This window comes from Clostridium sp. MB05 (genome assembly GCF_046581255.1).
Lineage (GTDB): Bacteria > Bacillota > Clostridia > Clostridiales > Clostridiaceae > Clostridium.
The window spans coordinates 3,495,450-3,520,343 of the sequence record NZ_CP174370.1 but is presented as its reverse complement, the minus strand read 5'-3'; the positions used below and the strand labels follow the sequence as shown (position 1 = coordinate 3,520,343).

General features: G+C 27.1%; 21 protein-coding genes and 2 riboswitches. Of the genes, 19 read left to right on the top strand and 2 right to left on the bottom strand.

The genetic code is table 11. The annotated features are described in order from the left end of the window. The first annotated feature begins 81 nt into the window (after nt 1-81). The 3 genes from ACH36K_RS16510 (at nt 82) to ACH36K_RS16500 (ending at nt 5,386) form a co-directional block, all read left to right on the top strand. Complete coding sequence (locus ACH36K_RS16510) at nt 82-930, top strand: patatin family protein (RefSeq protein ID WP_411168687.1); 849 nt, start codon at nt 82-84, stop codon at nt 928-930. Nucleotides 931-1,080: 150 nt separating this feature from the next. Beyond that, nucleotides 1,081-2,250, top strand: coding sequence for an exonuclease SbcCD subunit D (locus ACH36K_RS16505; protein ID WP_411168686.1), 1,170 nt, complete (start codon nt 1,081-1,083; stop codon nt 2,248-2,250). A gap of 1 nt (nt 2,251) precedes the next feature. After that, nucleotides 2,252-5,386, top strand: coding sequence for an AAA family ATPase (locus ACH36K_RS16500; RefSeq protein ID WP_411168685.1), 3,135 nt, complete (start codon nt 2,252-2,254; stop codon nt 5,384-5,386). 52 nt (nt 5,387-5,438) lie between these two features. Here ACH36K_RS16500 and ACH36K_RS16495 read toward each other — a convergent pair whose 3' ends face one another. Further along, nucleotides 5,439-6,326, bottom strand: a complete 888-nt coding sequence (locus ACH36K_RS16495; RefSeq protein ID WP_411168684.1) for a helix-turn-helix domain-containing protein — start codon at nt 6,324-6,326, stop codon at nt 5,439-5,441. Between the two features lie 141 nt (nt 6,327-6,467). Here ACH36K_RS16495 and ACH36K_RS16490 point away from each other — a divergent pair, with 141 nt between their 5' ends. From ACH36K_RS16490 to ACH36K_RS16420, 15 genes are all read left to right on the top strand, one after another. Then, the gene (locus tag ACH36K_RS16490) at nt 6,468-7,817 is read left to right on the top strand and encodes an MATE family efflux transporter (protein WP_411168683.1); all 1,350 of its coding nucleotides are present in this window, start codon (nt 6,468-6,470) and stop codon (nt 7,815-7,817) included. Between the two features lie 123 nt (nt 7,818-7,940). Then, nucleotides 7,941-9,578, top strand: coding sequence for a hydroxylamine reductase (gene hcp, locus ACH36K_RS16485; protein WP_411168682.1), 1,638 nt, complete (start codon nt 7,941-7,943; stop codon nt 9,576-9,578). A gap of 85 nt (nt 9,579-9,663) precedes the next feature. Then, nucleotides 9,664-10,335: a Crp/Fnr family transcriptional regulator gene (locus ACH36K_RS16480; protein WP_411168681.1), complete on the top strand. Its 672-nt coding sequence runs from the start codon at nt 9,664-9,666 to the stop codon at nt 10,333-10,335. Nucleotides 10,336-10,703: 368 nt separating this feature from the next. After that, on the top strand, nt 10,704-12,143 hold the full coding sequence (locus ACH36K_RS16475) for an NAD(P)/FAD-dependent oxidoreductase (protein ID WP_411168680.1): 1,440 nt from the start codon (nt 10,704-10,706) through the stop codon (nt 12,141-12,143). Nucleotides 12,144-12,156: 13 nt separating this feature from the next. After that, entirely contained in the window at nt 12,157-13,410 is a 1,254-nt protein-coding gene (locus ACH36K_RS16470; RefSeq protein WP_411168679.1) for an NAD(P)/FAD-dependent oxidoreductase, read from the top strand. A 1-nt stretch (nt 13,411) separates the two neighbouring features. Further along, a complete protein-coding gene (locus tag ACH36K_RS16465; RefSeq protein ID WP_411168678.1) occupies nt 13,412-13,765 on the top strand; it encodes a DUF1667 domain-containing protein in 354 nt (117 codons plus the stop codon). Nucleotides 13,766-13,886: 121 nt separating this feature from the next. Next, a riboswitch (cyclic di-GMP riboswitch) is annotated at nt 13,887-13,971 on the top strand. Nucleotides 13,972-14,020: 49 nt separating this feature from the next. After that, the gene (locus ACH36K_RS16460) at nt 14,021-14,707 is read left to right on the top strand and encodes a signal peptidase I (protein WP_411168677.1); all 687 of its coding nucleotides are present in this window, start codon (nt 14,021-14,023) and stop codon (nt 14,705-14,707) included. Between the two features lie 6 nt (nt 14,708-14,713). Continuing rightward, a riboswitch (cyclic di-GMP riboswitch) is annotated at nt 14,714-14,797 on the top strand. A 34-nt stretch (nt 14,798-14,831) separates the two neighbouring features. Further along, nucleotides 14,832-15,401 carry a TasA family protein gene (locus ACH36K_RS16455; protein WP_411168676.1) on the top strand — a complete coding sequence of 190 codons (570 nt, stop codon included), beginning with the start codon at nt 14,832-14,834 and terminating at the stop codon, nt 15,399-15,401. A gap of 259 nt (nt 15,402-15,660) precedes the next feature. Beyond that, nucleotides 15,661-16,326: an LPXTG cell wall anchor domain-containing protein gene (locus ACH36K_RS16450; protein WP_411168675.1), complete on the top strand. Its 666-nt coding sequence runs from the start codon at nt 15,661-15,663 to the stop codon at nt 16,324-16,326. Nucleotides 16,327-16,511: 185 nt separating this feature from the next. Next, nucleotides 16,512-16,781, top strand: coding sequence for an ACT domain-containing protein (locus ACH36K_RS16445; RefSeq protein WP_411168674.1), 270 nt, complete (start codon nt 16,512-16,514; stop codon nt 16,779-16,781). Nucleotides 16,782-16,795: 14 nt separating this feature from the next. Further along, nucleotides 16,796-18,151, top strand: a complete 1,356-nt coding sequence (locus ACH36K_RS16440; RefSeq protein WP_411168673.1) for a PFL family protein — start codon at nt 16,796-16,798, stop codon at nt 18,149-18,151. Nucleotides 18,152-18,497: 346 nt separating this feature from the next. Next, the gene (locus ACH36K_RS16435; protein ID WP_411168672.1) at nt 18,498-19,343 is read left to right on the top strand and encodes a protein phosphatase 2C domain-containing protein; all 846 of its coding nucleotides are present in this window, start codon (nt 18,498-18,500) and stop codon (nt 19,341-19,343) included. Between the two features lie 100 nt (nt 19,344-19,443). Next, nucleotides 19,444-19,581, top strand: coding sequence for a hypothetical protein (locus ACH36K_RS16430; RefSeq protein ID WP_322413471.1), 138 nt, complete (start codon nt 19,444-19,446; stop codon nt 19,579-19,581). A gap of 21 nt (nt 19,582-19,602) precedes the next feature. Then, nucleotides 19,603-20,199, top strand: a complete 597-nt coding sequence (locus ACH36K_RS16425; RefSeq protein ID WP_411170720.1) for a flavodoxin family protein — start codon at nt 19,603-19,605, stop codon at nt 20,197-20,199. 20 nt (nt 20,200-20,219) lie between these two features. Beyond that, nucleotides 20,220-21,455: a hypothetical protein gene (locus ACH36K_RS16420; RefSeq protein ID WP_411168671.1), complete on the top strand. Its 1,236-nt coding sequence runs from the start codon at nt 20,220-20,222 to the stop codon at nt 21,453-21,455. A 22-nt stretch (nt 21,456-21,477) separates the two neighbouring features. Here ACH36K_RS16420 and ACH36K_RS16415 read toward each other — a convergent pair whose 3' ends face one another. Then, nucleotides 21,478-22,128, bottom strand: coding sequence for a TrkA C-terminal domain-containing protein (locus ACH36K_RS16415; RefSeq protein WP_411168670.1), 651 nt, complete (start codon nt 22,126-22,128; stop codon nt 21,478-21,480). 470 nt (nt 22,129-22,598) lie between these two features. On the opposite strand from ACH36K_RS16415, the gene helD reads away from it, so the two are divergent. Continuing rightward, nucleotides 22,599-24,878 (top strand): RNA polymerase recycling motor HelD, encoded by a 2,280-nt coding sequence (helD, locus tag ACH36K_RS16410; protein WP_411168669.1) that lies wholly within the window; start codon nt 22,599-22,601, stop codon nt 24,876-24,878. Nucleotides 24,879-24,894: the final 16 nt, after the last annotated feature.

Below are 24,894 nucleotides of genomic sequence, written 5' to 3'. Positions count from 1 at the left end.
TTTTTATTTTAGATAAAGTGATATAATTTTTAATTAATGGGAAATAATTGGAATAGTATTATATAGTTTGGAGGAATTAGCATGGAGAGTACATCACTTATTCTAGAAGGTGGGGGAATGAGAGGCGTTTATACTGCAGGTGTTCTAGACTTACTATTAGATAAAGAGATAGATATAAAATACTGTATAGGCGTATCAGCAGGAGCATGTAATTGTGTTTCATACATATCTAAGCAGCATAAAAGAAATTATAGAGTAAATATAAATTATGTAAATGATAAGAGATATTTAAGCTTTAATAATCTAATTAAGACTGGATCAGCTTTTGGGATGGATATGCTTTTTGATATTATACCAAATCAATTAGAACCTTTTGATTATGAAAAATTTAAGAGTTCAGGAGTAAAATTTTTAGTAGGAGCAACAAATTGTGAAACTGGTAAACCTGAATTTTATAATATCAAGGATTTTAGTGATGGATATGATGCATTAAAAGCTTCTATTTCATTACCATTAGTAGCAAAGATAATTGAGTTTGATAATAAAAAATTATTAGATGGTGGAATAGCAGCACCAATACCAATACAAAAAGCCATAGATGATGGAATAGAAAAACATGTAGTTATTTTAACGCAACATAAAGGATATACAAAGAGTAAGACAAAGATGATGTCTATAATTAAGAGAAAATATAAAAAACATCCAGCTCTTATTGATGTTATGGAAAATAGATATAGAATATATAATGATACATTAGAAAAGTTAGATAAATTAGAACAGGAAGGGAAATGTTTCGTTATAAGACCAAGTAGTCCTCTAGATGTTAGTAGATTTGAAAGAAATAAAGATAAATTAGAAGCTATTTATAATAAAGGATATGAAGATGCAGAGAAATTATCAGAAGAGTTAATAAAGTTTCTTGAAAAATAACAATTAAAGAAAAGTATAAAATTATTATTTAAAAAGGAAAGTAATTATATAGTTACTTTCCTTTTATATTTATTTATATATAAAATTAATGAAATTACCGTACTATGATATAATTATTCTATATTATGTAAAATATTTTGAGGTGATGTAATGAAGATTTTTCATATGGGAGATTGGCATATAGGAAAGCTTGTTAATGGATTTTATATGACAGAAGACCAAAAATTTATAATAGAACAAATTTATAAAGCAATTGAAGATAAAAAACCTGATGTTGTTGTGATTGCAGGTGATTTATATGATAGATCAGTTCCACCAGTTCATGCAGTTGAATTATTAAATAATACTATGAAAAGAATAGTTAAAGATTTAAATACTAAGGTAATAGCGTTAGCAGGAAATCATGATAGTAATGAAAGAGTTGAATTTGCAAGTTCATTATTAAGTGATAGTGGACTATACATAGTGGGAAATCTAAAAAGAAAAATAGATAAAATAGTTTTAGAAGATAAGTATGGAAAGATTAATTTTTATCCAATACCATATGAAGATGTACCAGTTGTTAGAGACTTATTTGAAGATGAAAATATAAAAACACATGATATGGCAATGAAAAAAATAGTTTCTGAGATATTAAATGATTTTAATGAAGAGGAAAGAAATATTGCAATAGCTCATGGATATGTAACTCAAATGAAGGAGGATAATTTTGAGGTTTTAGAAGAAAGCGATTCAGAAAAGCCTCTTTCTATAGGGGGGACCGAGTATATTAACTCAAAGCATTTTGAGAAGTTTAATTATACAGCTCTTGGACATCTGCACGGACCTCAGAAGGTAGGAAGTGATAAGATAAGGTATTCAGGATCTCTTATGAAATATTCATTTTCAGAAGTGAATCAAAAAAAGGGAATAACTATTGTAGATATAAATGAAAATGGAGATGTAGATATAGAAATTTACGATTTAAAGCCTAGAAGAGATTTTAGGGTTAAGACTGGTACATTAGGTGAAATTATTAAAGGGGTTGATAATTCATCTGAAAATTATGAGGATTATATTAAAGTTATACTAAAAGATAAGGGTGAGCTTTTAGATCCTATGGCAAAGCTTAGAAGCATATATCCTAATGTCATGGAGCTTACTAGAGAGGAAAGAGTTTCAAGAAATAGTAGTAGAAGTGTGGCAACTAATATAAAAGAAAAATCTAAAACAACTTTATTTAAGAATTTTTATGAAGATATAATGGATGAAATTTGTAGTGAAGATGAGATAAATATCATTGAAAAGATAATAGAAGTAGCAGAAAAGGGGGGAGAATAAGGTGAAGATAAGAAAGCTTATAATAACAGGTTTTGGGCCATATGCTGAAAAGCAGGAATTAGATTTTGAAGCAAATCTTGATGGAAAGAATATGTTTGTTATAACAGGAAATACTGGAGCTGGAAAAACTACAATTTTTGATGCTATAAATTTCGCTTTGTATGGAGAAGCAAGTGGTAGTGAAAGAGATGGTAAAAATTTAAGAAGTGACTTTGCTGATAAATCAACTCCAACAGAAGTAGGACTATGGTTTTCACTTAGAAATAAAGATTATTATATAAAGAGATCACCACAATATTTTAGAGCTAAGCAAAGAGGTGATGGCTTTACAGAAAGTAAGCCTTCTGCTGAAATAAAAGTTGGAGATAAGACAGTATCAGGACCAAAAGAAGTTACTAGGTTAGTTGAAGAAATATTAGGAATTACATGTGAGCAATTTAAACAATTAGTTATGATTCCACAAGGTGAATTTAAAAAGTTATTAAATTCAGATAGTGATAAAAAAGAAGAAATTTTTAGAAAGATTTTTGGAACTAAGATTTTTTCAGATATACAACAAAATATAAAAATAGAAGCTAATAATCTTAAAAAGTCTATAGAACAAATACAAAGAGATAGAGAAAATAGAATCAAGGCATTTTCATGCAAAGAAGATGATGAAGATTTAAGAAGAAATATAAATGCTAAGGATTTGAATATAGAATTAATACTTTCAAAATTTAAAGATACCATAGATAAAGATGAAGTAGAGGAAAATCTAATAAAGGAAAAGTTGAAAGATATTAATATAGAAATTAATAATATTTCAAAAGAGATAGTTTTAGCTAATGATATAAATAAAAAGATAGGTAATTTAGAAAATTACAAATATGATTTGGATAAATTAAATTTATTAAAGCATGAATATGAAGCTAAAAGTATAAAATTAGAAAGTGGTAAAAAAGCTGTAACAGCTTTAGGATTTGAAGAAAAATATAAAGAAAAGAAAATATCATTACTTAAAGTAGAAGAGAGCTTAAGAAAAAGTGTAGAGAATTTAAGTAGATATAAAAAAGATTTTGATGATGCAGAAAGAAAATTTAAAATAGAAAATGAAAAAGAAGATTTGAAAAATGATTTAAGAAAAAAGCTTGATGAGATTGAGAAATTAAAGGAAAAGGCTTCAAACTATCAAATTAATAAAGAAAAGTTTGATGAGTTAAAGAGACAATCTCAATATATTATTGAAAGAATTAAACAAATCGATTTAGAGAGAAATAAGAATAATGATTTAATAAAATTATTGTTAGAAGAGCTAGAAAATATAAATAAGTTAAAAGAAGAAAAGAATACTTTGGATATAGAAGAAATAAATTATATATCTAAACAAGAAAAGCTTAATAAGCTTTTAAGCGCTTTGGAAAAATGCAAATTAGAAAGTCAAAGACATGTAAAAGGAACAGCATTTTATGAAAGTGCAGATAAAGAATTTAATGAAAAGAAAAACAATTATGAGCAGCTAGAAGAAGCTTTTAGAAGAAATCAAGCAGGGATACTAGCTAAAGATTTAATGGAGGGTGAAAGTTGTCCTGTTTGTGGTTCTACTCATCATCCAAAGCTTGCAGTTATTGAAGTTGATAGTATAAATGAATCAGCAGTAAAAGAAGCAAAAATAATAGCAGATAAATTCTATGAAAAAAGAGAATCTTATTATAGAGAACTTACTAAGATACAAGCAGAAATAAATTCACTTAAAGAGGAAACGATAAGGCCTATATTTATAGAAATATTTAGTGAAGAAGATTTTAAAGATGATATTGAAAGGTCTATAGAAAATGTTAATACTGAACTAAAAAATAATTATAGTTATTTAGATAAAATAATTAATAGAAAAAAAGAAATTGAAAAAGTAGAGTCATTAGGATCAACTAAACTAAAGCAAAAGCAAGAAATAGAAAAATATACTGAGGAGTTAAGAGTTGAGCTAGAAAATAAAAATAAAGAGCTATTAGCAAAAGAGGGAGAATTAAAATCTCAAGAAGCTAATTTACAAAATATAGTTAATGAGTTTAAAGGAACTATAAGAAGCGTTAAAGATTTAGAAGAAGAACAATGCAAAGTAAATAATAATCTTGAAAAGCTAAAAGAGGATTATGTAAAGGCAGAGAAAGACTTTAATAATATAAAAACTATTTATGATAAAGAAAATGGTAATAAGAGCTCTTTAGAAGTAATGACTGAAAATGTAAAGGTAGAACTAGATGAAGCTTTGAAATTCTTTAAAGAAAAAGTTTTACAGTTAGGATTTAAAGATTATAATGACTATTCTTCAAGTAGAATGACAGAGATAGAAATTGATGTATTAGAAAAGGATATAAATAAGTTTAATATGACATTGTCTAATGCTGAAAAAGTTTATAGCTTGTCTTTAGAAGAATGTAAGAATTTAAAGAAAATTGATATAAGAAGCATAGAAGAAGTTTTAGAAATTAAAAATGGAGAAAAGATTAGTCTAGAAAAGGCTGAAAAAGAAATTTATTTAAGAATAAGTCAAAACAAAAAGATCATTGGAGAATGTATTAACTATAATAAACTGATAGAAGAAGATGAGGATAAATACAAGACCGTAGGTAAGTTATCTAAAATAATAAATGGAGATAATCCGAGAAAGATAAGTTTTGAAAGATATGTTTTGGCAGCATATTTTGAAGATATAATTGAAGCTGCTAATATTAGATTTTCACAAATGACATGTAATAGATTTGAACTTTTAAGAAAAGAAGAGTTAGGAGATAAGAGAAAAGGTCAAGGCTTGGACTTAGAAGTATTCGATAACTATACAGGTAAATCCAGAGATGTAAAGACTCTATCTGGAGGAGAATGTTTTAAAGCATCATTATCTATGGCATTAGGGTTAGCAGATGTAGTGCAAAGTTATTCAGGAGGAATACAACTAGATACTATGTTTATAGATGAAGGTTTCGGAACATTAGATCCGGAATCCCTTGATTCAGCTATTGAATGTTTAGTAGATTTACAAGATGATGGAAGAATTGTTGGAGTAATCTCTCATGTTCAAGAGTTAAAAGATAGAATAGAAACTAAACTTGAAGTAAGTTCAACAAATAAAGGCAGTAAAGCTGTTTTTAGAGTTTAAGTATTAAAAGCAATAAATAGATTTGTTTTATATAAATCTATTTATTGCTTTTTTATAAATTTGTTTTTCTATATTTAGTAGGAGATATTGATAAAAACTTTTTAAAGGTTTTAATAAAATATGATACATCACCAAATCCAACTTCGTAAGCAATTTCTGTTATAGATAAATTTGTATTAAATAAAAGTAAGGTCGCCTTTTGAATTCTAAAGTAATTAATATATTGAGTGCAAGTTTTACCTGTTTGAGATTTAAAGAATCTTAAAAAATGATATTCACTATACTGTGCTATATCAGCTAATTCTTTAATAGTTATAGGATTTTTATAATTGGTTTGAATATATTTAATAACTTCTTTTAATTTTCCAACTTTAATTAAATCACTATAGTTTTCAGAGCTTACATTTAGGCTAACATAACCTTCTTTAAAGATAGTAGAAAAAATTAAAAATAATTCTCCTTTAATCTCTAGTTGAAACCCATAAGCTTTATTACCGTAGCTTTCTATTAAATTATTAAAAGCATTAACTATTTTAGCATGTCCTACATTTGATATGCTTATAACATTTTTAAAAAATAGTTTATTTTGTACTATAGGTGTTACAAAATTAATTTGAGAATAGTCTAAAGTATTTCCTTCTATTAAAGAAAGGTTAAATACAAGTGCTATATAGGAAATCTTAGTATTTTCTTTACCTATCATATAATGAATAGCTCCTTTAGGAATAATAATAAAATCTCCATTAGTTACACTAAATATTTTAAAATCTATACAAATTTCTGCAGAACCATTAAGTATGTATATAAACTCCATTTCATCATGCCAGTGGGAGTAAAAATCAGCTGAGTTTGTAAACTCTACATGATAGACCTCCATCGGTAATTGCATGTTTCCATGATTAACTTGTTCTTTAAGTTGTAAATAACTTTTATTATCCATAATATCTCCTTCAAATAAAAAACGCAGAATTGTTATAACTGTAAGCAATTTTCAACGAGAAAAATAATTCTAATAACAGTATAATACAAAAAGAAATAAATTTCATTATGGCAGAACATCTTTATGATGGTGGAGGTGACTATGAAAGTTGAAGCGAAATTAAGAGGAGAGTTAAAGAGAATAACATGGCCTTTATTTATAGAAAGTGCACTTTTTTCTTTATTGGGTAGTGTGGATACAATAATGTTAGGAAGATATTCTGATAACTCTGTTGCAGCTGTAGGAGTAGCTAATCAGATAATATGGATGCTCAACCTTATGTTTGGAATAATAACAGCTGGGACATCTATTTTGATTGCGCAATATTTAGGCGCTAAAAGTAAGAAAAAAACTATAATTCAAGTTGCAGGAATATCTATTGGTGTAAATACAATTATAGGTGTAACTATAAGTTTTATAATGTTTTTTGGTGGAACTGGAATGATGAAATTATTAAATAGTCCACCAGAGTTAATAGATTTAGGAAATCAATATTTAAAGATAGTGGGTGGATTTATATTTATTCAAGCAATAACTATGACTTTTACAGCTATATTAAGAGCTCATAGTTTAACAAAGATATGTATGAATGCAACTATTATTATGAATCTTGTAAACGTAATACTAAATTATATACTTATATTCGGTAAGTTTGGTTTTCCTAGCATGGGAGTTTCGGGTGCAGCTTTAGCAACTACTTTAAGTAAAGTTATAGGATTAATAATTTTAGGAAAGGCAACTTATGATTTAATTTTAAATAAGTTTAAGATGTCTATGTTTAAGCCTTTCCCAAAAATTCATCTTATTAATATACTTAAAATTGGAATTCCATCAGCGGCTGAACAAATTTCATATAATTTATCTCAATTAGTTATAACAAGTTTTATAAATCTTATAGGGGTAAGTAGCATGGCTGCCAAAAGTTATGTAGGGACAATAGTTTGTTTTAGCTATATATTTGCATCAGCAGTAGGTCAAGGTGGAAGTATATTAATAGGGAACTTAGTAGGAAATAAAGAAGATAATAAAGCATATGATTTATGCATTTATACATTAAAAAAAGCAGTAGTAGTATCAATAGTTATGAGTTGTATAATAGCCATTTCAGGAAAAGGTATTTTAGGGTTTTTAACAAGTAGCTCAGAAATAATATCAATAGCAGTAACAGTATTTGTAATAGAGATAATACTAGAACCGGGAAGATGTATAAATATAGTTGGAATTAATGGATTAAGAGCAACAGGAGATGTTAGATTCCCAGTATATATAGGAATATTTTCAATGTGGACATTTGGAGTTGGGCTAGCATATATCCTTGGAGTAAAATTTAATTTTGGACTTACAGGAATATGGATAGCATTTGCTATAGATGAATGGTTTAGGGGAATATTAGTATTAATAAGATGGAAAACTGGAAAATGGAAGGGAAAAGGATTCGTTAATAACTTATAAATTGTATTTTTAAATTTTTTATTATATATGTAACGATTGTTACCGAATTCCGATTAAAATCCTCATATAATGTAATCATAAAAGAAATAAATTAAGATTTAGATTATCAAGGAGGATTTTTCAATGGAAAATAAAATGTTTTGTTTCCAATGCCAAGAAACAGCAGGATGTACTGGATGTACAAAATTTGGAGTTTGTGGTAAATCACCAGATTTAGCTAGAATGCAAGATCTATTAGTATATACAACAAAGGGATTATCTGAGATTACAACAAGGTTAAGAAAAGAAGGAAAAGAAATTTCAAGTGAAATTAATCACTTTATAACATTAAATTTATTTACAACTATAACTAATGCTAACTTTGATGATGAAATATTCTATGGAAGAGTAAAAAGAACTTTAGAGATAAAAGAAGAGTTATTAAATAAATTATCAAACAAAGATGGCTTATCAGAAGCTGCAAAATGGACAGCTAATACAAGAGAAGAATATGATACAAAATCAGTAAATGTAGGTGTATTACAAACTGAAGATGAGGATATAAGAAGTTTAAGAGAACTTATAACTTATGGACTAAAGGGTCTATCAGCTTACATGAAGCACGCTAATGAATTAAGCTACGATGATGAAGAAGTAAATGCATTTATGCAAGAAACTTTATCAAAGATGTTAGATGACACTATGGGAGTAAATGACCTTGTAGCTTTAACTTTAGAAACTGGTAAGATTGGGGTAAGTGGTATGGCTATACTTGATAAAGCTAATACAGAAACTTATGGACATCCAGAGGCGACAAAGGTTAATATAGGAGTAGGAAATAATCCAGGTATATTAGTATCAGGACATGACTTAAAAGATTTAGAACAATTATTAAAGCAAACAGAAGGTACAGGAGTAGATGTATATACTCACTCAGAAATGTTACCAGCTCACTATTACCCTGCATTTAAAAAATATACTCACTTTGTAGGTAACTATGGAAATGCATGGTGGAAGCAAGCTGAAGAATTTGAAAGCTTTAATGGACCAGTATTAATGACAACTAACTGTATAGTTCCACCAAGAAATAGCTATAAAGATAGAATCTATACAACAGGAGCAGCTGGCTTTGTTGGGTGTAAGCATATAGAAGGTGGAGATGGAGCAGCTAAAGATTTCTCAGAAATAATTGAACATGCTAAGAAATGTCAAGCACCAGTAGAAATAGAAAAGGGAGAAATCATAGGAGGATTTGCTCATAACCAAGTAATGCAACTTGCTGATAAAGTAGTAGATGCTGTTAAATCAGGAGCTATAAAGAAATTCTTTGTAATGGCAGGCTGTGATGGAAGAGCTAAATCAAGAAACTACTATACAGATTTTGCAAAAGCATTACCAAAAGATACTGTAATATTAACAGCAGGTTGTGCAAAATATAAATATAACAAATTAGATTTAGGTGATATTGGTGGAATTCCAAGAGTATTAGATGCAGGACAATGTAATGATTCATATTCATTAGCATTAATAGCATTAAAGCTTAAAGAAGTATTCGAACTAGAAGATATTAATGATTTACCATTAGCATTTAACATTGCATGGTATGAACAAAAAGCTGTTATAGTTTTATTATCACTATTATACCTAGGAGTTAAGAATATCCACTTAGGACCAACACTACCAGCATTCTTATCACCAAATGTTGCTAAAGTACTTGTTGAAAACTTTGGTATTGGTGGAATAACTAACGTTGAAGATGACTTAGAGATGTTTTTAGCATAAAATATATATAATAGATAAATTTAAGAGAAATAGTTATAACTATTTCTCTTAAATTGCAATATATATTTTAGGAAGGGAAACTTTTATGATAGATGTTTTAAAAAATACCTGTTTTTTTAAGGGAATTTCAGAATTGGAAATAGAGGAAATATTAAAGAGTGAATCTTATATAATAAAATCATATAAAAAAGGAGAAGTAATAGCAAATCAAGGAGAAAAATGTAATAGTTTATCTGTAATTATTGAAGGTAAAGCTGTTATTCAAACTATATATGAAAATGGGAAAGTATTAACATTAGCAAATTTTAATGTAAGTGATGTTTTTGCAGAAGCTCTATTATTTTCTAAAGAAAAAGAATATCCTGCAACTGTTATGGCCGGTGAGAATTGTAAGGTATTATCCTTTCCGAAAAAAAGTGTTTTAGGAATAATACAGAAGAATACTAAATTCACAGAAAATATATTGGAGCTTTTATCACAAAAGATAGTTATATTAAATAAAAAGATTAATCTTATAGAACTAGACTCTATAAGGAGAAAAATATGCAAAATATTACTTGATAATTATAAAAAGAATAATACATTTTCTTTTAAAATATCATCTAAAAAAGATATGGCTGAAGAACTAGGAATCCCTAGACCATCTCTTTCAAGAGAACTTATAAATATGAGAGATATGGGGCTTATAGAATTTACTTTAAAAGAAATAATAATTAAAGATCTTGAAGGATTAGAAGATGAATTTTTTATAGAATAGTAAAATAATTAGGCAGACTCTATTTATAGAAGTCTGCCTAATTATTTGGTATATATAAATTGTAAAGAGATAACTTAAATTAACCCGTGTAATAAATATATTATAATAGAAGTTTTTAAATAATTAAATACGATTTTTGAAAAAATATCATAACAAATTAGTGAAGTAATAAAATTTGTATAATTTTGACGAGCTTAAATCAAAAAGATTCTGAAAATTTCATATACATAAAGAAAACTATATGATATAATTTTAGCATAATGTATTTAATGTGCTAAGGAGAACTAGAGTTAAGCACAAAAATAAGAATTGCATTCTTATTTTTGTGCTTTTTTGTTATTAAAATATATTTTAATGGGGGTATATATATGTATGATGTTGCCATAATTGGAGCAGGAATAATAGGAGCTTCTATATTTAGAGAGTTGACTAGGCATAATTTAAAAGTAGTAGCCATTGAAAGAGAAAATGATGTAGCAATGGGGACTACTAAAGCTAATTCAGCTATAATCCACTCAGGATATGATCCTGAAAATGGAACATTGATGGCTAAATATAATGTGAAAGGAAATGAAATGTTTGAAAAAATATGCGATGAGTTATCAGTTCCTTTTATAAGAAATGGTTCATTAGTATTGGCTTTCAATGATGATGAAATGAATTTAGTACAAGAACTATATAACAATGGTTGTAAAAATAAAGTTAGAGGATTGAAAATATTAAACACTCAGGAAGTTTTAGAAAAAGAGCCTAATTTAAATTCAAGTGTATTAGGAGCATTGTATGCTCCAACGGGAGGAATAGTTGGACCATTTGAATATACTATAGCTTTAATAGAAAATGGTATTGCAAATGGAGGAGAAATTAAATTAAGAAGTGAAGTTGTAGGAATAAGTAAAGATGATTTAGAAAATGATGTATTTAAAATTAAAATAAATGATGGAGAGGTTATAGAAACAAAATATATAATAAATGCAGCTGGGGTTTATGCAGATAAAATTCACAATATGATTTGTGAAGAAGAATTTAAAATAACTCCAATTAGAGGAGAATATTATGTGATTGATAAAAATCAAGGAAAGCTATTTAATAACACAGTATTTCAATGTCCATCAAAGCTTGGTAAAGGTGTTCTTGTTACACCAACTGTGCATGGTAATTTAATAGTTGGACCAAATGCAGAAACAATTATTGATAAGGAATCCGTAAAAACAACAGATGAAGGCTTAGAATATGTAAAGGAAACGTGTTTAAAAACAACTGATAAAATTAATTTTAGAAATGTAATAAGGAATTTTGCAGGTCTTAGAGCTCATCCTGATAGTGGGGATTTTATAATTGAAGAAAATAAAAAAGTTAAGGGTTTTATAGATGTAGCAGGTATGAAATCTCCAGGATTATCATCGGCACCAGCTATAGCAATAGATATAGTAGAAATGTTAAAAGTAAGTGGACTTAAAATAAGCAAAAAACAAGAATTTAATCCATATAGAAAACAAATTAGATTTATGGAATTATCAGAAGAAGAAAAGATTGAGTTGATTAAAAAAGATAGCAATTATGGAAAAATTATATGTAGGTGTGAACAAATAACTGAAGGTGAAATTATTGATGCTATTAAAAGATGTTTTGGAAGTGTTTCCTTAGATGGTATAAAGCGAAGATGCAGACCTGGAATGGGAAGATGTCAAGGTGGTTTTTGTGGTCCACGTGTTCAGGAGATAATATCTAGAGAACTTAATCTACCTTTAGAGGATATTGTTTTAGAAAAAGATGGTTCATATATTTTGACTGGGAAATCAAAATAGGGGGGGGAGAAGTATGAGATATAATTTAATTGTAATAGGTGGAGGGCCAGCAGGACTGGCAGCTGCATATGAGGCTTACTTAAATGGTGTAAGAAATATTTTAATAATTGAGAGAGATAGAGAGCTTGGAGGAATATTAAATCAATGTATCCATAATGGATTTGGGCTTCATACTTTTAAGGAGGAACTTACAGGACCAGAGTATGCGGATAAGTTTATAAAAATGGTAGAGGACGTAGATATTGATATAAAACTAGATACTATGGTATTAGAAATAGAGGAAAGTAAAAGAGTTCATGCAATAAATTCTAAAGATGGATATATGATATTAGAAGCAGAAGCAATTATATTGGCTATGGGCTGTAGAGAGAGAACAAGAGGAGCTGTGAGTATACCCGGTGATAGACCATCAGGGATATTTACTGCAGGGGCAGCTCAAAGATATGTAAATATTGAAGGATATATGCCTGGTAAAGAGGTAGTTATTTTAGGATCTGGAGATATAGGATTAATAATGGCTAGAAGAATGTCTTTAGAAGGGGCTAAAGTAAAAGCGGTTGTTGAGCTTATGCCATATTCAAATGGACTTAATAGAAATATAGTTCAATGTTTAGAAGATTACAATATACCATTATATTTATCTCATACAGTTGTTGATATAGTAGGAGATAAAAGATTAGAAAAAGTAATAATATCAAAGGTAGATGATAATAGAAAACCTATTAAAGGAACTGAAATAGAGTTTAATTGTGATACATTATTATTATCAGTTGGCTTGATACCAGAAAATGATTTATCTATAAAGACAGGTATTGAATTAGATAAAAGAACTAATGGTTTGATAGTAACAGAAAATATGGAAACAAGCCTAGAGGGAATTTTTGCTTGTGGTAATGTAGTTCATGTACATGATCTAGTTGATTTTGTTACTGAAGAATCTAAACATGCTGGAAAGGCTGTTTCAAAATATTTAAATAATAATTTAAAAAAGAAAAAATATTTAAATATAAAAAATGGTAAATCTATAAATTATACAGTACCACAAAAAATTTCTATAGAAGATATGGATGATAAATTAACTATTTTTATGAGAGTAAATAATGTTTATAAAAATAAAGTTTTAGTTATTAAGTCAGGAGATATGATAATATCAAAATTTAAAAGAAAACACTTAGCACCATCAGAAATGGAGAAAGTTATTTTAACAAAGAAGCAGTTAGAAAATATCGAAGAGGATTTAATAATTTCTTTAGAGGAGGGTGAATAAAGTGGAAAAGGAGCTTATTTGTATTTGTTGCCCTATAGGATGTCATTTAAAGGTGGATGTAGAAAATAAGAAAGTCACTGGAAATAGTTGTAAAAGAGGAGAAGCTTATGGAATTGATGAAATAACTAATCCTGTTAGAATTATTACAACGACTGTGAAAATATTAAATGGAGAATTACCTGTTATTTCTGTTAAAACTAAATTAGCAATACCAAAAGCTTTAACATTTAAAGCTATGGAAGCTATTAATGATTTAACTCTTGAAGCACCTATAAAAATAGGGGATATAATTTTAGAAAATATACTAGGAACAGGAGTAGATGTAGTAGCGACTAAAACTATAAAAAAAGCATAATTATAATATAAATTAAAAAAAGAGTAAAATATTAAAATTACTCTTTTTTTAAAAGTAAATAAGTAATAAAATGGCAAAATATACAAAAAATGGTTGACAATCTATTTTCGCTATAGTACCATATGTATATGGATGCAAAGAAGTCTATTCTGTAATTTGGTCACTTGGAATAGATGGAGCCAGTAGTGAACCCACTCCAATTTATATATTATAGATTGGAGTTTTTTTATTTTAATTATTAGGAGATAAATATATATGATTAATATTATTTTAGAAAACAAAAATGAGAGCAGCATTATAGAAAAAAATGAATTAGAAGATGAAAATATTGTAAATGATAAAGAAGCAAGTGAAACTTTTAAAAGAAGAAGTAAGAAGAATAAAGAAAAATCCTTTTTAAAGAGGGCATTATCATTGAAAATGATAAAAAATTATATAATATTTATTGTATTAACAACAATATTTGTTTTAACTTTTCAAAGTATAAAAATAAGAATTAACACTGATTATATACCTACTTTATTTGGAAATACCTATTTAAATGTATTAAGTGAAAGTATGGTACCAGAGTTTAAATTAAATGACTTAGTAATTGGAAAAATAGTTAATGATACAAAGGAAATAAAAGTAGGAGATATAGTCACTTATAGAGATGGTAGGATGCTAGTAACTCATAGAGTTGTTGAAGTAAAAAATGGAGGCGAAGCCTTTATAACAAAAGGTGATGCAAATGAAGCACTAGATGCTAATATAGTTCCCAAAGAAAACTTAGTTTCTAAATATAAATTTAATATCCCTTATCTAGGATATATAATAGCTAAATTTCAAGATTTAAAATTTTTGGCTATTATGGGAATAGTATTTATGTACTTTATAATAAAGGAATTAATAATAGAGATTAAAAAGGTAAAGAAAAATAAAAATTTTCAATTAAATAATTAATAAGTCAATCTTAATGGGACTTTGAAGCATAATCTGTATATGGTCACTTGGATTATGTGGAGTTAATAGTGAATCCACACCATTAATATTATATAAAAAATATATTTTAATGGAGGATTGTTTTATGAATAAGAAAATTGCAGCTTTACTATTAGCTGCCGCTTTAACAACTGGTATGGGGGGATTTGGTACTTATGCATATTTCACAGATAGTGATACATTAACTGATAATGTAAACATCACTATGGGTACATTAGATGTAGATGCATATTGGGCTACAGATGCTGGAAAAGATACATGGAAAGCAACATCAAAAGCTACAGAAGTAAAATCAACTAATGCAGAAACACTAACATTTGAAAATGTTAAGCCTGGAGATACATTTGAGAGAGATGTAGTTATAGCTAACCAAGGTTCTTTAAAAGCTGATACTACAGTGGAATTAAAGAAGAATTTACCACAAGGTTTAAAGGTTGAATTAGTAGATGTTACTTCACAAACTGGAAAGGTCGCAATAGATCCAAATTATGCAAATAGATTGTACGAAAATGGTGTTGGAGCTCATGGTGGATTTATAAGAGCAACAGTTAAAGTTACAGTAGAAGAATCAATGAGTAATGAGTGGATGGGGAAAGCCTTTGAGCTAGGTGCACAAGAATTCATAGTTGTTGGTGCTCATCAAACAATTTATTAATATAAATAAGATAAGGATGCAGGTTTTGCATCTTTATTTTACTATATAGGAAATTATATTTTTAAAATCTGTGGATAAATTATTTATAGCATATAAGTTATTAAAATTAGCCCTTGTGATTACGCAAGTATTATATCAACAAAAATCTCTAACAGAGACTATTATCTAAAATATATTTCTCAATATTTCAATAAAATCTATCTTTATTGAATAATTTGGTAAAATAGGTAAAAAATATAAATATTTAAGAGGGGTGAATATGTTATTTAAGAAGTTATTAAATAGTGTGTGCTTAGCTTTAGTTATTGTTAGTTTAAGTAAGAATATTTATGAAACAAAAGCTTATTCTTTACAAGATGGTGTAGTATTAGAAGTTGTTGGAGAAGGTTATGAAAGCCTATTTAATGAAGAAAAAGATGGGCTATGGGCTCCAGGGGATACAAAGACAAATTCATTTATAGTATATAATAATTCTTCAAATGATATAAAGCTAGAGATAATTACTTTTGAAAATAACATAAATTATGAAGGAAATGATGATAAGAATATATTAGTAAAAAATTCATCAATAAAAATTACTGATGAAAATGGCAAGGTTTTATATACAGGAAGTTTAGAAAATCTATTTAATAAATATGAGATGATAAATGATGATGTAATAATACTATCAGGAGAAAATAAAAAATTAAATATGACAATTAATATAAATGAAAATCTAGGTAACGAAGCACAAGATGTATATGAAAACTTAAAGTTTCTAATAAATTATAGTAACTTAAATAGATATACAAATAAAAATGGTGGAACTAATAAAAATTTACCTAAAACAGGAAGTGAAATTAATTCAAGTCTGTTACTAGGTATAGGGAGTTTATTATTAGTTGAAGGTATATTTATTTTAAAGAGGAAAAAAACACAGGTATAAGTTGTTAAAATATATTGAATTATTTAAGAATAAGATACTAAATATAATTTTAGTATCTTATTTTTTACAACAAATACGAATAATGATTATGTATAATTGACAAATTTACGTACTAGGGATAAAATTATAATAACTTTTTAGGTTATATAAAAAATTATAATGAATTTTGATAGGAGTTGAAGTTAATGAAAGCCATTTTAACAGTAATAGGAAGAGACAAAGTTGGAATAGTAGCAGGAGTTAGCAATGAGTTGCTAAGATTAAATATAAATATCTTAGATGTAAATCAAACTATAATGGATAAGTATTTTACTATGATAATGATGTTGGATTTAAAGGAAGCTAATTCAGATTTTGATAAAATTAAAAGTTCACTTCTAGATAAAGGAGAAGAACTTGGGGTAGATGTTAAAATTCAAAGAGAAGAAATATTTAACTCAATGCACACTTTATAATTGGGGGAGAAGTAATGAAGAGTAATAATATATTAGAAACTATAAAGATGATAGAGGAAGAAAAGCTTGATATTAGAACAATAACAATGGGAATTTCTTTATTAGATTGTATAGATTCAGATGGAGATAAGGCGAGAGAAAAAATTTATAATAAAATAGTTACATCTGCTAAGGATTTAGTTAGAGTTGGAAAGGAAATCGAAAATGAATTTGGTATTCCAATAGTAAATAAAAGAGTTTCTGTAACTCCGATATCAATAATTGCAGGAGCAACTGATGAAGAAGATTATGTAAAGTTTGCACAAACTCTAGATAAAGCTGCTGAAACCTTAGGAATAGACTTTATAGGAGGATTTTCAGCACTAGTACAAAAAGGTTATACAAAAGGTGATAAAATCTTAATAAAATCAATACCAGAAGCTTTAGCTAAAACTAGTAAGGTTTGTTCTTCTGTAAATGTTGGATCAACAAGATGTGGAATAAATATGGATGCAGTTAGAGAAATGGGAGAAATTATAAAAGAAACAGCAGAATACACCAAGGGTACAAAAGGTTTTGGATGTGCTAAATTAGTAGTATTTTGTAATGCTGTTGAAGATAATCCTTTTATGGCTGGAGCATTTCATGGAGTTGGAGAAGCTGATAAGGTTATAAGCGTTGGTGTAAGTGGTCCTGGAGTTGTACAAAGAGCATTAGAAAAGGTTAAAGGAGAATCCTTTGATGTAGTTTCAGAAACTATAAAGAAAACTGCATTTAAAATTACAAGAATGGGACAATTAGTTGCACAAGAGGCCTCTCAAAGATTAGGAGTGCCATTTGGTATAGTAGATTTATCTTTAGCACCAACACCTGCTGTTGGAGATTCTGTTGCACATATATTAGAAGAAATGGGACTTGAAGTAGTTGGAACTCATGGAACCACAGCAGCTCTTGCATTATTAAATGATGCAGTTAAAAAAGGTGGAGTTATGGCATGTAGTCATGTAGGTGGACTAAGTGGAGCATTTATACCAGTTTCAGAGGATGCAGGAATGATAGATGCAGTTTTAAATGGATCATTAAACTTAGAAAAATTAGAAGCTATGACTGCTATATGTTCAGTTGGATTAGATATGATTGCAGTACCTGGAGATACGCCAGCAGAAACAATAGCGGCTATGATTGCAGATGAATCAGCAATAGGAATGATTAATAATAAAACTACAGCAGTAAGAGTTATACCAGCACCAGGTTGCAAGGTAGGAGATTTAGTTGAATTTGGAGGACTACTAGGAACTGCTCCTGTAATGCCTGTAAATAAATATTCATCCTCTCTATTTATACAAAGAGGTGGAAGAATACCTGCACCAATTCACTCATTTAAAAATTAATAGATATTTATGGATAATTATAATTTTAAAATATAATTATCCATTTTTTATTATAGAAAGTTAAAATATAACTTTACTAAAAATATATTGTATAGAATTTAATAAATATGTAGATTAATAATCTATAATAGATTTATAAAAATGATTATAGCGGTTATTTGAATATGTATTATTATAAAAAACTAAATATTATAGTCTTAATTCTTTTATTTAAGTTAGATTAATACTAATTTTACTTATATCAATAAATATAGTACTATTTAATTGAATTTATAATACTCATTAAAAATTGTATAGAGGAGTATTATAAATAAAGTGTTTTAAGGTATATACGGGGGAATATTATATGAGAAATTTAAAGGCTTTATCAAAGCAAGGGTCTAATATTAAACCCAATGAAGATAAATTAACTATAGTTGATGGGGCTGCATGGATATTAGATGGAGCAACAGGATTGACAGGTAAAAGGATTACTGAAAAGGAAACTGATGCATTATGGTATGTTGAAGCTTTAGATGATTACTTAAGAAATAATATAAATAGTTCTATGGACATTAAAGAGATAATAAAAAATGGTGTCAAAGAAGTAAAAGCAAGGTATTCAATGTATAATGGATTTAGTGATTTAGATGAGGTAGATTATCCTTGCGCAGCATTAGCTTTAGCAAGATTTGATGATAGAGAATTAGAGTATTATGTAATTGGTGATTGTACTTTAATTTATAGTGAAGATAATGGTCAGATAAAAGAGGTTGTTGATAAAAGATTAATAGAATTAGAGGAAAATATATTAATAAAAATGTGTGAAGTTAGTAAAATAAATAATATATCAGTTTTAGAGTCAAGACAATACTGTAATGATGAGGTAATTAAAGTAAGAAAATTAAAAAATAAATTAAATGGATATTGTATATTAGAGTTAAATGAAGATATCGTAGATAATGGCATATTTAGTAAAGTACCTATAAATAGAGAACTTAATATTTGTATTACTTCAGATGGATTTTCGCAGTATTATGATACATTTAACTTAACAAAGGATTATAAAGAATTTATAAGATTGGTAAAAGAAAATAATATAGAAGATTTATTTAAAGGTTTAAGTGAAGAGCAAGAAAAGGATAGTGAGTGTACGCGTTATCCAAGGTTAAAGAAAAAAGATGATTCAAGTATCATTTATTTTGAACTATAAAATTTACAATTTGGATAAATATGGTGTATAATTAATAGGGAATAATTAGCAAAAGAGAAGGCGATAAATAATGCTTTCTCTTTTATTTTAGGGGGAAATTATGAGGTGCGTTGTAATACACGGTAGTCCAAGAAGAGGTAATACTTGGACTGTATTAAACTTAGCAAGAGATGAAATGAAAAAGTATGGTGAAATTGAGTTTGTAGATATTGAATTAAGGAAAGAAAATATACCATAGTGTAATGGTTGTTTTGCATGTATTTATAAAGGTGAAGATAAGTGTCCACACAATGAAAAAATAAATAACATAGTACAGGAAATTGAAAATTCAGATGCTGTTATAATGACTTCACCTGTTTATTCAATGCAAGTTAGCGGACTTTTAAAAACATTCATAGATCATATGTCTTATAACTTTCATAGGCCCAAATTCTTTACAAAAAAGGCTTTAGTGATTACTACTACTGCAGGGGCAGGACATAAAGTTTCAGCAAAATACATTAAGGATGTTTTATATTATTGGGGATTTAATCTTGTAGAAATGATACCAATAGCATATAGGGGAACAGAACTAAGTAATAAAAATATAGAAAAAATAAAATATATATCTAGAAATTTTAGTAAAGACTTAGTATCTAAAAAAATACACAAACCAAAAGTAAAATCTATCTTTATGTATAATTTATGGAGAAGATATAGTGAAGTACCTTTTAAAGAAGGAGATGCAGATTATAGATATTGGGAGAATTCAGAGCTTTCAAAATTTGTTTATCATCCAGATATTGAAATTGGAATTTTTAGAAGAGTAATAGGTAACTTTACTTATAATATTATTGGAAGTAGCAATAAAAAGTAGTATAATTTGGGGGCTTAGTAATGGATATAATAAACGAAATATATTTAGAATGTAGTAAACTATGGTGGCAAGCTGATAGAAATTTCAAGTTAGATATGAAGAAATATACAAAGATAGATAAGAAAAATAAAGAAAATAAATTAGATAAATATATAGATTTAATAATTCAAAAAATGAAGGACTTTCCACAGGAAGATAATAAAAAGGAAAAGTGGAAAAATGATTTTGATAAAATCATAGATGATTTCATTGAAAGTGAAGAAGATGCTTTTAAACTTGGAATAATAAATAAAAATCTAAAGAATGATTTCTTTAATAGTACTAAAAGCTTTATAAAAGAAGCAAAAAAGTTTAATAAGAGCTTAAGTTATAGTGATATAGGACAGGCTATGAGGAATGTTTGGATAATAAATATTCTTCAGGCATCATTTGGGCAGAAGGTAGAATTTTCTAAAGCTATCTTTGGATATAGTATGCTATATCCATATACAGATAATTATTTAGATAATATAGAAATAGATATAAATAAAAAAGAAAAATTTAATTATAATTTAAAAAAACGCTTAAAAGGAGAGCTTATAGAAGATAAAAATTCTTATGAAGAATCGGTTTATACATTAGTTAGTTGTATAGAGGAAATATTTAAAAGAGATGTTTATACTGAGTTATATGAATCTTTACTTTTAATTCATGAAGGGCAAATAAAAAGCCTAATGCAACAAGAAGGGAATAGTATTCCTTATGAAGATGATATTTTAGGTATATCTATTGAAAAAGGTGGCTCATCAGTATTAGTAGATGGATTTTTAACAAAGGGAAAACTTGATAAAGAGGAAGTATCATTTTGTATTTTTTATGGATTTTTACTTCAGATTGCAGATGATTTACAGGATTTAAAATTAGATATAAAAAGTAACCATATAACTATAATGTCACAGTTAGCACCTAAATATAAATTAGATAAAATATCAAATAAATTAATAAATTTTACAGTAAAACTATTAAGAGATGCTAATTGCTTCAAGGGAGAGAATATAGTTGAATTAAAGGAGCTTATAAAAACAAATTGTATAATGCTTATATTATTTTCAGTAGTATTAAGTAAAGATTTTTTTACAAATGAATATATAAATATTATAGAAGAATATCTTCCGTTTTCAATTAAATATATAGAGAGTATAAAATTTAAACTTAGAAAGAAATTTAGAAAAATAGAATTTGAAGAAGCAGTTAATTATATATTAGATATTAATTAAAAAGCAGCTAAAGTAATTTACTTTAGCTGTTTTTGATTTTGTCATCAACTGATGGCAAAGCAATATAATTTTTAACTGTTTCAAGAACTGAATCTTCTCCAACATAAACAATTATATCTTGTGAATGTATTTTAAAGTAAGGACCTGGAGATAAGAACAAATCACCATCTCTTTTTACAGCAATTATTGTAGCCTTCGTATTATGCCAAAAGTTAAGTTCACCTATACTTTTATCTACTGCAAAACTATCTTTCTCTACTATACTTTCAAATGGAATAATAGAGCCTACATTTCTTAATTGAGTAGCAAACTCTATTATTGAATTAATATTTTTTTCAAGCTTCGCATCAATTTCTTTTCTTTGTTTTATTAAGTCGAAGGTTTCACTATTTAAGTAAGTAAAATCAGACTTTGTTTTGAATTTATTTAAAAATTCTTTAGCTGAATATTTATCATTTATAATAATGCCACTTTTTTCATTTATAGTAACAACATTCATATCTTTTAATAATGCTAAGGATCTTCTGATAGTTTCAGGAGACACATTATATATACTAACTAAAGTTGTTCTTCCTGTGATTTTACTGCCCTCTAAAAATTCATTATTAATTATTCTATAAGCTATATCCATGGCTATTTTTATATAGTTAGGTGTTTTTGTTTGCTTAGACAATACTAACATCTCCTTCCAGTAAAGATTCTAACATACAATATAAGAAAGTAAAATACTTATAGAGAGTTATAATTTATAAATATGTATATAAGTTCTATTAAAGTTTCTAAATTTAATATAGTATTTTAAATTTTGTAAGTTATATAGTTATAAGATGAGTTTAAAGAACCTATATATGTAAAATTAAAAACTATATTATTCTAATTCACCATTAAACTTGTATTTTGAATTTTAACTATTGATTTTAATTTAAATATAGATAATGTAGAATATTAATTAGAACATATATAACCTATTTCTAGAAGTAGAATAAATACTAAATTTATAGTGAATAATTGGAATATAATATATTTTAAAGTGTTTAGCGGACTAAATATTTTAAAATATATTAATTTATAGGTTTTATATAATTGAATTTAAAATTTAATTAGCCTATAATTAAGGCATTAGTTGAATTTAGAGGTACTGCTATGAATAAAAATTTAGAGTTAGAAAAAAAAATATTAAAGGGAAAAAGGGAAAAGATAACAAATGAGCTTTTAGAGAAAAGAAAGAATCATGAAATTATAGAAAAGAAATTAAGAACTTTAACAAAAGAGTCAAAAGGAAATTATAATGAAGAAAAAGAAACTACAGAAAAAATATACTCTGTATTAAAAAAAGATATAAAGAATTATGAGGAAGCTTTAAGGGTTCCTTATTTTGGCAGAGTTGATTTTAGAGAATTAAGAGGGGAAGACGAAAGTATATATATAGGTAAACAAGCTGTAAGTTCAACTTTAGATGGCGAGGAAATAGTTGTTGATTGGAGAACACCAGTAGCAGATTTATACTATAGTGGAACTGGAGGTTACGCATATTATAAATCTCCAGTTGGAATTATAGAAGGTAATTTGTCTTTAAAAAGAAAATTCCTATTTAAAGAAGATTCATTAACAGATATATTTGACGAAGGAATAAATGAAATAATAATAAAAAGTAGTGATGAAGGTAGTGACTTAGTAGATGAATTTTTAAAAATAAATCTTGAAGAAAGTAGAGGGAAAAAACTTAAGGAAGTTGTTGCTACAATACAAAAAGAACAAAATGATATTATAAGATGGCCTAAAAATCTACCGATCATAGTCCAAGGTTCAGCTGGTTCAGGGAAAACTACCATAGCTTTACATAGATTAGCATATTTAATATATAGGTATTCTGAAACTATAAAAGGAAAGGATATATTAGTTTTAGCACCTAATAAACTGTTTTTAGATTATATTTCTGATATATTACCTAACTTAGGTGTAGATGAGGTAAAACAAACAACTTTTCAGGAATTAGTATTAAAATACTTAAAGCTTAAAACAAAGGTTAAAGGAAAAGACGAGAAGTTAAAAGAACTTATAGAATCTACTGATAGTGAAAGATGTAAGTTTATAGCAAACTCATCTAAAATAAAGGGAACATTAACTTTTAAAACAATTATAGATAGATATATTGCTTTATTAGAAGGAGATTCTGTTGACATAACAGATATAGTTATATGCGATTATATATTATTTAATAAAAGGGAAATAATGAGGCTTTATCTTAAGGATTTAAAAAGTTATCCAATAAATAAAAGAAAAGATGAAATTAAAAGGTATCTAAGTTTAAAGCTTAAAGAGAAGATAGAAATACTTTGTCTTCAAATTGATTTAGAGTGGGATGCTAAAATTAAAAATATAAAGCTTAAGTTAGAGGATGGGGAAGAGAGAAGAAAGAAATTAATAGAAGTATATGCTAAAAGAGATGAAATAAAAAATAACATAAGGAATAATTCAAAAAAAGAAATTAATGAGTACTTTAAAAAATGGAGAGGAATAACTTCTAGAGAGATATATATAGATTTATTTAGAAATAAAGAGTTTTTTGAACTTGCAACTTTAAATAAAATACCTAAAGAACTATCTGAATTTATGAAAGATGAAGTTATAGGTAATTATGAAAAAGGTCTTATAGATGAAGATGATTTAGTACCACTTTTATATATCAATATGCTATTAGAGGGAGTCGAAGAAAAAGATAAATATACTCATATAGTAGTTGATGAAGCTCAAGATTATAGCCCATTTCAAATTTACTTAGTAAATCATTTTACTAAGGGAAATTCTCTTACGTTAGTTGGTGATATAGCTCAAGGAATATACTATTATAAGGGGATAAAAAATTGGAGTGATATAGTAGATAAAGTCTTTAATGGTAAGGCAACTTATATGCAGTTAACACAGAGCTATAGATCAACCGTTGAAATAATAGATTTTGCAAATGGTGCTTTAAGTTCACAAAAGTTAGACTTAAAGAGTGCAAAGCCTGTATTAAGACATGGAGAAGCACCAAAAATTATTAAATGTATTAATGAAAAAGAAGCAGTACAAAATATAAATAATATAATTACAGAGATTATGAATAATGATAAAAGTAGTATAGCTATTATTACAAAGGGATTAGAAGAAGGAAAAATATTAGAAAAGCTTATAAAAAAACATTCAACATATAAAGCAACTCTTATAAAGGGGAATGAAAAAGAGAATAAAGATAATATTTTAATAATTCCATCCTATTTAACAAAAGGCTTAGAATTTGATGCAACAATTATATATAATCCAAGTGATACTAACTATAAGGATATTCTTTTAGATCAAAGACTATTATATGTTGCTTTAACAAGAGCATTGCATTATGAATATATAATAGAAATCGATAATATAACAGAAATGATAAAATAGAAAGTTTTTTGTAGAG